Source organism: Pseudomonas fuscovaginae SE-1 (genome assembly GCF_000364705.1).
GTDB lineage: Bacteria > Pseudomonadota > Gammaproteobacteria > Pseudomonadales > Pseudomonadaceae > Aquipseudomonas > Aquipseudomonas fuscovaginae_A.
The window spans coordinates 1-8,743 of the sequence record NZ_AQOH01000377.1 but is presented as its reverse complement, the minus strand read 5'-3'; the positions used below and the strand labels follow the sequence as shown (position 1 = coordinate 8,743).

Genomic DNA, 8,743 nt, shown 5'->3' with positions numbered 1-8,743 from the left:
GGGGGGGGGGGGGGGAACTACAGGCCGTGCTGGCGCCTGAGGTCTTCGGTCAGTTGCGCCAGCGCCCGCTGGTAGCTCCTGGCAATGCGCTCGGCGTGACTCTTGTAGGCGTTGTCGGTCAGGGCCCGGAAGAACACCTGGGTCTGCAGCAGGTCCAGGGTTCGCGCCGACTGGCTGATGGTCTGTTGCAGCGCCTGCTTGCGGGCGCTGTCGAGGGCTTCGTCGCTGAACCATTCGCGCTGGGCGTCGAGCAGGTCGTCGAGGGCACCGATCATCTCGTCGCGTTGCCGCCGGGCTTCCTTGAGTCGGGTCTGGGCGTAGCGTTCCTGCAGGTAGGCTTCCCAGAACGGCTGTTGCAGCAGGCGCCTGGCCACTTCGCCGGGCAGGCGTTCCTCGGCGAGGATCTCGCGACTGGCCTGTTCCAGCACGTCGCGGCCGACCTTGGCTTCTTCGCTGTAGAGCATGCTGCGGGCCTGCCACGGCAGTTCGAGGCGGTCGGCCAGGCCGATGCGCAAGGCCAGGTGGATTTCCGCCTCGTGGACGGTTTCGTGGTTGTCCTTGCGGGTCTGGATCAATTGCCGTGCCCGCTGCTTGACCTGGGCCAGGCGGGCCTTGCCGCGGGCCAGGCGCAGCAGGGGCAGTTCGCGCTGTTCCAGGGGCAGGGCCAGGGCCTCATGCAGCAGTACCTCCAGGCCCATGTCGTCGAATGTCACGGTCATGCCGTCTTCGCAGGTGTCGGCCTCGATCACGCTGGAGCGGGTGTCGACGGCCCGGTTGGCCATCAGGTACAGGCGCTGGCGCAAGGCCGTGTCCCGCTCGGCGGCCTTGACCATGCGCCAGACGCGTTCGAGCAGTTGCGGGCGGTGCGCGCCGTTGTCCTGGAGGTAGTCGGCGGAGTGCTTCAGGTCGGCCAGGACCTTGAAGAACGCTTCGGAGGCCTCGATGTCGTCGCTGGCCAGGCGCAGCCAGACGTCACGCCGGGTTTCCTGCTCGGCGGCGTCCAGGCCTTCGAGCCAGGGCGTGCTGGCGCGCGGCACGGGCGATGGGCTGCCCCAGCGGTTGTGGTAAAGGCTGGCCTGCGAGTGCGGGCGCGAGTTGCCGCTCGATTCCGAGAGGTCGTCGCCTTCCACCAGGGCCTCAAGCCCCAGGTCGATGCCGGTCTGTTGCCGATAGCGTTCGATGCGCCGATGCAGGTCGACCGGGATCAGGTTGTCATCCAGGTTGATCGACAGGTTGAGTTGCTGGCGCGCGGCACTCAGGCCGAAGACCTCGTCCGGGATCCGGCTGATGCGGTTGTCGCGCAGGTCCAGGCGACGCAGTTGGGGCAGGCGGTCATAGCCCGCCGGCAGCTCGCTCAGGCCGGTATTGCGCAGGTTCAGGTACCTCAGCGCGGACAGCGGCCCCAGGTCGGGAAGCCTGCCCAGGCCGGGGTTGTTTTCCAGGTTCAGGGTCTGCAGGCGGGTCAGCTGGCTCAGCGGCCCCGTCGCGACGGGCGGAATGACGATCTGGTTGTTGCGCAGTTCCAGGTGCGTCAGCCGGCTCATCTGCGCCGGGGCCTCCGGCAGGCGGGTGAGCAGGTTGCCCGAGAGGTTCAGGCGCAGCAGGTTGGGAAAGGCCTGCAGGAAGCCTTCCAGGGCCGGCGAGTTCTGCAGGGCGATGGCGCGCAGGTGCAGTTCGGCGACATGGGGGAAGCGGCAGGAGAGCGGGGGCAGGCTGTCCATCGGGTAACCGGTCAGGGTCAGTTCGTAGCCGTTCACCGGGGTGCCGTCGTGGTCGAGCACGATCGGGTCGCCCTCGTTGTCGATGGCGCGGTCCGTCTCGTGGCGCCAGCAGCGCTTGAGCTGCACGGCCAGGCGCAGTTTGCCGTTGTCGCCGGTTTCGCCGACCCAGGCCTCCAACTGGTTCTCCAGGGTGCGGTATTCGGCCCGCAGGGCCCGCAGCCGGGTGATCGCCTCGGCCTGGGTCATGCCGCGCAGGCCGTGCAGGGTTTCCACCTCCGACAGCGGCAGGTTCGGATACAGCTCATGGGCCAGCCGCCCCACGGCGTAGGGGCGTGGGGCGGAACCGACGCCGCGGCCGCTCAGGGTATAGCCGAGCTGGCCGCTGGCCAGGCGCAGCGGCGAGCGGAACCCCGGCCGGATCGGCGGCAGTGCCAGGCGCCGGGCCAGTTCCTCGCGTGGCAGCGGCGGCAGGCCGAGCAGGGCCTGCTTCAGTTGCGCGCCCTGGCCGACATGGGGCAGCCCCAGCGCGCTGCGCTGGGCATCGGGCAGGGCATGCAGGACGCTGGCGTAGAGGTCGTCCGGGCCATGCAGTTCCTGGCCGAGGTCGTCGTGGGCCTCGTAGCGCTCGCCGCTCCTGACCAGCACCTTGCGGATCGCCGCCGACTCGGGGCCCAGGCTGTCGAGCAACGGGCCGCCGAAGAAGCGGTCGTGGACTTCCAGGCGCACCTGGTCCGACCAGCCCGGCAGCTTCCCGAGCAGCGCCAGGGCGATGCGGTGCACTTCGGCCTGGCTGACCGAGCCGAGGTACAGTGGCTCGTACAGGCGCGCCAGGCGGACATTGCGCAGTTGCAGGCGGGCTTCCTCGGCCAGGCGCAGCGACACGCGGCCGGCTTCGAGCCGTTGCCGTTCGGCGCCCTCGGCACCCTGAGCCAGTTCCTGCGCCACCCGGTCCGGCAGGCCGGGGAAGTCGCGCAGCAGGGTCGCCGCGCCCGGTTCGCCACGGCTGGCGGCCGTGCGGTGGCGGTAGTGCGATTCGAACAGGTCCTGGCGACGCTTGACCGCGTCCCCGGCCAGGCGGCGGCGCAAGGCGGCGACGCGGACCGGAAGGCTGGCGCTGGCTTGCCCGAACTCTTCGCGCAGCAGGCTGCGGATTTCGCTTTCGTCGAGCTGGCCGAGCACCTGGCGGAGCAGGTCGTCGGCGTTCAGCTCGGCCCAGCGTATTTCGATGCGGGTCAGCCGGGTGTCGGTCGCCGCCGGGTATTGCTGAAGTGTCTGGCCGGCATCGTCGAGCAGGCGCAGCACCTTGGTCGCCGGCCAGACCGGGTCGCTGGTCAGCAGTTGCAGTTCCATGTGCAGTTCGTCGAGGCTGCCGCTGGAGCTGCCACCGGTTTGCAGGCGTTGCACCAGGCGGTCCAGGTCGCGGTCGAGGGCGAAGCGGGTGATGCTGTCGCGCAGCAGGGCCGGCGGTCGGTCGCCGTGGTAGTGGGTGGCGCGCAGCACATCGCTGTCGACGCCGCTCAGGTGCAGGGTGCGCCGCGCGTGGAGGGCATCGAGGCGGGCGGCTTCGGGCCCCAGACGGCTGAACAGGCGCTCGTCGGACCAGCCCAGGGGCTGTTCGAAGGCGTGTCGCCAGCCGCCCACGCCGTTGCTGCGAAACTCGGGCGCGTAGGGGTTGAGCAGTTCGTCGGCGTGGGCGTGGCGGGCGCGGTAGCGGCCCTGCCCGCGGGCATCGGCCTGCAGGCGGTAGTAGCCGTCTTCCAGTTCCAGGTAGCGCTGATCCAGGTCGTGATGCAGCCCGAGCCGATCCGGCTGTGAGCGGGCCATCAGCTTCGGCCGGTGACGGTAGGGCGCGAGGTCGGGCTTCCACAGCCGGCTGACGCCTTCGCGGACGCTGACCGGGACCAGCCCGTCGATGAAGGCCGAGGTGTCGACATGCGGCAGGACCACGCCGGCACCGCCGATGAAGGCCAGGTTCATCGCCACGCCGAGCAGGTGGGCCCAGGCCTGGCGGGTTTCGCCGGCCTCCCAGGCCTCGATGCCGGAGTACACCTCGTGCAGCAGGCGGGTGCCCAGGGCCAGCAGCACCACCTGGCCGACGCCGGGGATGAACACCAGCAGGTTGAACAAGTCCAGGCTGGCATCCAGGAACCCCAGGAATCGTGTCAGGCGCGCTGCGCGGTCCTCGTCGCCGGTGGGCACGGCCAGGGCGCGGGCATTGGCGAGCAGGCGCTCGATCTTCAGTTCGCACTGGTCCTGCAGGGTCGCCTGCAGCGATGGGCGGGTGCCGATGCGCAATGGCAGTTCGACCAGGTCGAGCCCGACGCGCAGTTCGGGGTCGAGGCTGTAGTCGTCCCACATCTCGTGGCGGTCGGCCGGGTCCAGGCGTTTCTTCAGCGCGGTGAAGAATGCCGCCTGGTCGCGCACGGCGATGAACTGGGCGAAGAAACGCCGGTAGTCGGCGCTGTGCAGGCGGGTGCGCAGGTCGCTCATGAAGTCCGCGCTGGAATCGTACTGGCGCACCGGATGCAGGTCGTCGCCGGGGATATGCACCACGCAGCGCCGCGGTGCCGGGCCGGTCTCGGGCCGCAGGAAGAGGATGTCGCCGAGGTCGACGTCGAGCATCCGCAGGCTGCCGGGCCGCACGGGGTGGCCATCCAGGCGCAGGTCGGCGTGACCGGCCAGCCAATGGCTGAGCATCCGGTAGGTATCGTCGGCCAGGGTGTCTTGCAGGCGCGCCAGGTGCACGGCCTCGGCCAGCTGATTGTGCAGGTGCGTGGTCCAGATCGTGCGCACCTGGGCCTTGAGCGTGCCGTCGGCGGGGTTGAGCACGCTGTCGAGGTGCTCCCGGTAGCGTTGCCCCAGGTCGAGCGTGCGGCACAGCGCGGCGAAGCGCTCCGGCGCCAGGGGCAGGGTGCGCTCCTTGTCGTAGGCGGCGATCCGTACCTGGTCGGTGCTGTGGTCGTGGGTGATGAACGCGTCGCCCTCGGCGGGCGGCTTGCTCGCCTCGTCGGCGCTGAAGTTGTGCAGCGCGGCCTCCAGCAGGCTGACATCCCAATACCAGGGGCGGGCCTTGGGGTCGCCCACGGCGAAGTCGAACAGCCCGCCGAGGCTGGAGGGGCGGCGAACGTGCAGGCGGCGTACGAAGTAGGTCGCGCGTACATCCAGTTCGAGCCCGGTGGCCTGGCTGATCGCCTGTTGCAGCAGCGGTGCGGCGAAGGTCTCCAGGGGCGTGATCCGGCCGAGCAGGGCCTCGAACGGGTGCTGGCTGGTGCAGCGCGCCAGTTGGCTGCTGTCGAAGGCGTTGCGCAGACCGGGGTCGGCCTGGGTGTACCAGGCCGGGGTGGTCGCGCTGATGTTCGCCAGGGGCTTGAGGCAGGCTGAGCCGGGTTGCTTCAGCGGTGCCGGCAAGCGGCTGGCGATGAAAGCCTGGTGGCGGTTGAGCGGGGGCCGGGAGAGCGCGGTGCCGTGGCCGGCACCGCTCGCGGCGGTTGCAGTCGTTGCGGTCATGGGAACTGGCCCGTTTCGTGATTCGAAGGGGCAGGTTAGGCGGTGTTCTCCCGTTGGCTGCGGTAGGTATGCATGCGTCGAGTCATTCGGCTGTCGCGGGGCCGAGCGGTTGCGCGCTGTTCAGTGTCTGGATCTGTTCCTCGGTGTAGCCGTGGTTGATGCGCAGTTCCTCATCGGCCATGACGGCCCGGGAGGTGAACAGCGCATTGATGAAATAGCGCTGCTGGCCGCTACAGCCGTCGTCGACCCTGACGTCGACGGGAAAGGCCACGGCCTCGACGTTATAGCCGGCAAGGGCCTGGCGGACGGGCACGCCGCCCTCGTATTCGAAGATCGTGTTGATCCGCGACAGGATGTTGTCGCCGGTCAGGCACGGCAGGGCCGCCTGCGGCTGGCCGTCGCGCACGCGCAGCAGCTCCAGCGAGCGTTCCTCGTGGACCCAGGTGGCGAAGGGGTCCTTGCGATGGTGGCAGACCAGCAACGGGATCAGCATGCCGCCATGGACACCGAGCAGTTCGCCCTGGGCCAGGTCGTTGCGGGCGCTGACGTGGAAGCGACCCACCAGGTGCTGCTCGTCGGTGGAGCGCATGTGCTGCTGTCGAAAGCGCCGGATCACCAGCCTGCTTTCATAAAGCCTTGCCACTTCCACCCCCTGCCGCAGGTAGGGTAGCAGCTGTTTGGCCCGTGCCAGCGACTGGGCGGTACCCGCGGCGCTGGAGTAGTACAGCGTGGTGATGATCATCGGCTGGCCCTCCAGGTCGCGCAGGGGGTAGCGGGCATTGTCGACCCGGTCGTAGGCCAGCGGCGAGTTCAGGCAGGAACGGTAGGACTTGGGCGTCAGCAGGCGTTGCCGCTGGGCCTGGGTGAACATCTTCTTGCGCAGCAGATCATCGTGGTTGTGGTTGTCCGCCGGTACGGGCAGGCTGTCCACGTTCACCAGCAGCTTGCGCTTGTAGTCCGGGTGATGCAGGGTCCAGCGCGGGTCGCTCTGGCTGCGGCGCTGCAACAGCGGCTGGTAGAACCCGTAGGGATTGCTGGCATTGAGCAGGCGCCAGCCTTCAGGGCCCCAGGTGACCGGGTAGTAGCGATGACGTTCGAGAATGTAGTGCCGGTGGGCGTGGTTGGCGAGCGGCTTGGGGTTGAGGTTCCAGTAGATGCCCTCGTCGCGCAGTTGCAAGCCGGAGACCAGGCGACCAGGCACGGCGAACTCTATCGGCAGCGGGGCGGCGGCCACGGTGACCGGCGGTTCCAGCAGGCGCTGCAGCGTGCGCACGGCGGGGACCTGGCTGCGCAGCCGGGCGGCCTGGGCGAACAGCACCCGTTTGAGGTCGGCGCTGGTCTGGTGCGCTTGCTGGCTGATTGCATGGCGTTTGCCCAGGTCGTTCCGGGCCTGGCTGGGCAGGGTCTGCCACAGGGCGGCATGGAAGTCGGGCGTGCTCGAGAGGGTTTCCCCCTGGCGGTTCCGGATCTCGTAGGTGGTGTCTGTCTGGTGTAGCCGCCGGTAGTTCAGGCCGCTGTCCGTGCCGATGCCCGGCAGCGGCACGCAGGGGCTGGCCTCGGCCTGCATGAGTTCGAGGCGCATGTCCTGTGGCCAACCCGCCAGCGTCTCGAGCAGGCTGAAGGCCAGCCACTCGCTTTGCTGCGACGACGGCCAGTCCGGATGAAGGCCCTCGAATACCCGTGAGACACGGATCTGCTCCAGGGCCCGGTCGATCTCCTGATTCAGGGTCGGCAGGCTCGCTTGCGGCGGGTCCAGGGCCTGCCGGGTAAATTCCAGGTCGTCCAGGAAACTCAGGGGCAGTTCCGGGTATTGGGCGTGCAGACGCTGCTGCTCGGGGGTTGCTGGCTGTTCGAGGTGTCGATACAGGTGTTCGAACAGACCGGGTATCCACTGGTCCGGCTCGATATCGAACCACTGTGAGCCCTTGGCGTACTGGAGGAGCCTGCGCGATTGGTGCTTCGTGATGCGCAACACTGGCTTCGCGGGCAGGTCCGGCAGTAGCCCGGCCAGGTACGACTGGATCGCCAGGCAGAGTCCGGTACAGTTGCCGGCCTGGCTCCGCTCGGGATTCAACTCCTCGATTTCCCGCAGGATCCACAGGCGTTTGAGGCTGTCGAGCAGCAACGGTGAGGTACGGCGGTTGTGCTGATGCAGTTGTCGCAGTGTTTGCACGTTGGTGCAGCCCAGGGGCAGCAGGGCCTCGGCCAGTTCGCGGCGCAACTTGGCCGCACGGGGCGAGAGCCGGGCGATGAGCCGGGATTGGGGCCATTGCGTGACATCCTCGTGCAGGGTTCGCCAGGCCCCGACGCCGTTGTGTCGCAGTGGCGGCGCGTACAGCGTCGGCTGGGTCTGGCCGAGGATGTGCCAATGACCGGTCTGCCCGTCGTAGCGGACTTCGTAGTACGACTCGTTGAGCAACAGGTAGTGCCCTTTCGCGCCCTCATACAGTCCCAGGGTGTTGGTTTGCCATTGCTCGTCCGACAGGTCCACTGGCACCCGGTAGAGGGTTGGATCGGGTTTCCATAATCGTGTGTGGCCCTTGAAGCGGACGCGGACCAGCTCGGGGAGCGAATGGCCCTCGGCACGCATCCGTTGCGTCACCTGGCCGCTCGCCTGGGCCTCGGCGATATTGAGCAGGTGGAGCGAACCGGCCAGACGCTCCTCCGGACTCCAGGTGTGAATGTCCTGGTAGATGGCATGGCTGCCGACCAGGTCCAGCGGGTCCGAAAGGGCGCGCTTGAAGCGCGGGATACGGTCCTTGAGGCTGGCCAGCAGGTCCAGCCTCGCGTCCTGAAACTCCTCTAGCAGCTTTTCCCGTTCGGTGGCCTTTACGTTGCGCGCCGCCGGTGCCAGCCTGCCGAGATCGCCGCTCAGGTGCAGCAGGCGCAGGCTGTGGATCTCTTCGAACAATTCCACTTCGATCCAACTGGAGAGGTTGACGAGCTTGGCGCTCGCCTCATTGGCGGCCCGTCGCGCGGCTCTGAGCTTTTCCAGCAGCAGGGGCTCCTGGTGGTCGAGCGGCAGCAGTTGGCTGACCCACTGTCGAGTGGCCGGCGAGTTGAGGTGCGAGATGAGCATCACCTGGAACATCAGCAGCGAGCTGTACTCCTTGAACGGGTACTCGGGGTGCTCGGGAAAATAGATGGCGCAACGTCCCTCGTCATCGTCCGGGTCGGCGCAAAAGTGTATGACGCCGGGCAGTACCTGGCCCAGCAGCTTGACCCGATGACACAACAGGCGCTTGCCGAAGCTTTCGCGCGAGGGCAGTAGGAACATCTTGAGCGCCTTGACGCACTCGTGGGTGAGGTGGTGGCCCAGGTAGGCCATCTGCAGCTCGGCATCGAAACGGTTGCGCTGGTGGTTGATGAACCACTGGTGCTTGTTCCCGGGGGCCAGTGGCTCTTTCGCCGGGTTGGTGTCGTCGAGGACCTGGCGCAGGTGTTGCTGGTACTTGCGGCCCAGGTCGAGACGACGGCAGCGCTGGGCGAACGCCTCGGGCGACAGGCTGCTCTTG

2 protein-coding genes are annotated in these 8,743 nt (G+C 68.2%); both read right to left on the bottom strand.

Features of this window, described 5'->3' with window-relative positions; genetic code table 11:
• Positions 1-17: 17 nt before the first annotated feature.
• The gene (locus K675_RS0129415; protein WP_017907037.1) at positions 18-5,228 is read right to left on the bottom strand and encodes a dermonecrotic toxin domain-containing protein; all 5,211 of its coding nucleotides are present in this window, start codon (positions 5,226-5,228) and stop codon (positions 18-20) included.
• Positions 5,229-5,310: 82 nt separating this feature from the next.
• A partial coding sequence (locus tag K675_RS0129410; RefSeq protein ID WP_017907036.1) for a dermonecrotic toxin domain-containing protein occupies positions 5,311-8,743 on the bottom strand: 3,433 nt, incomplete at its 5' end.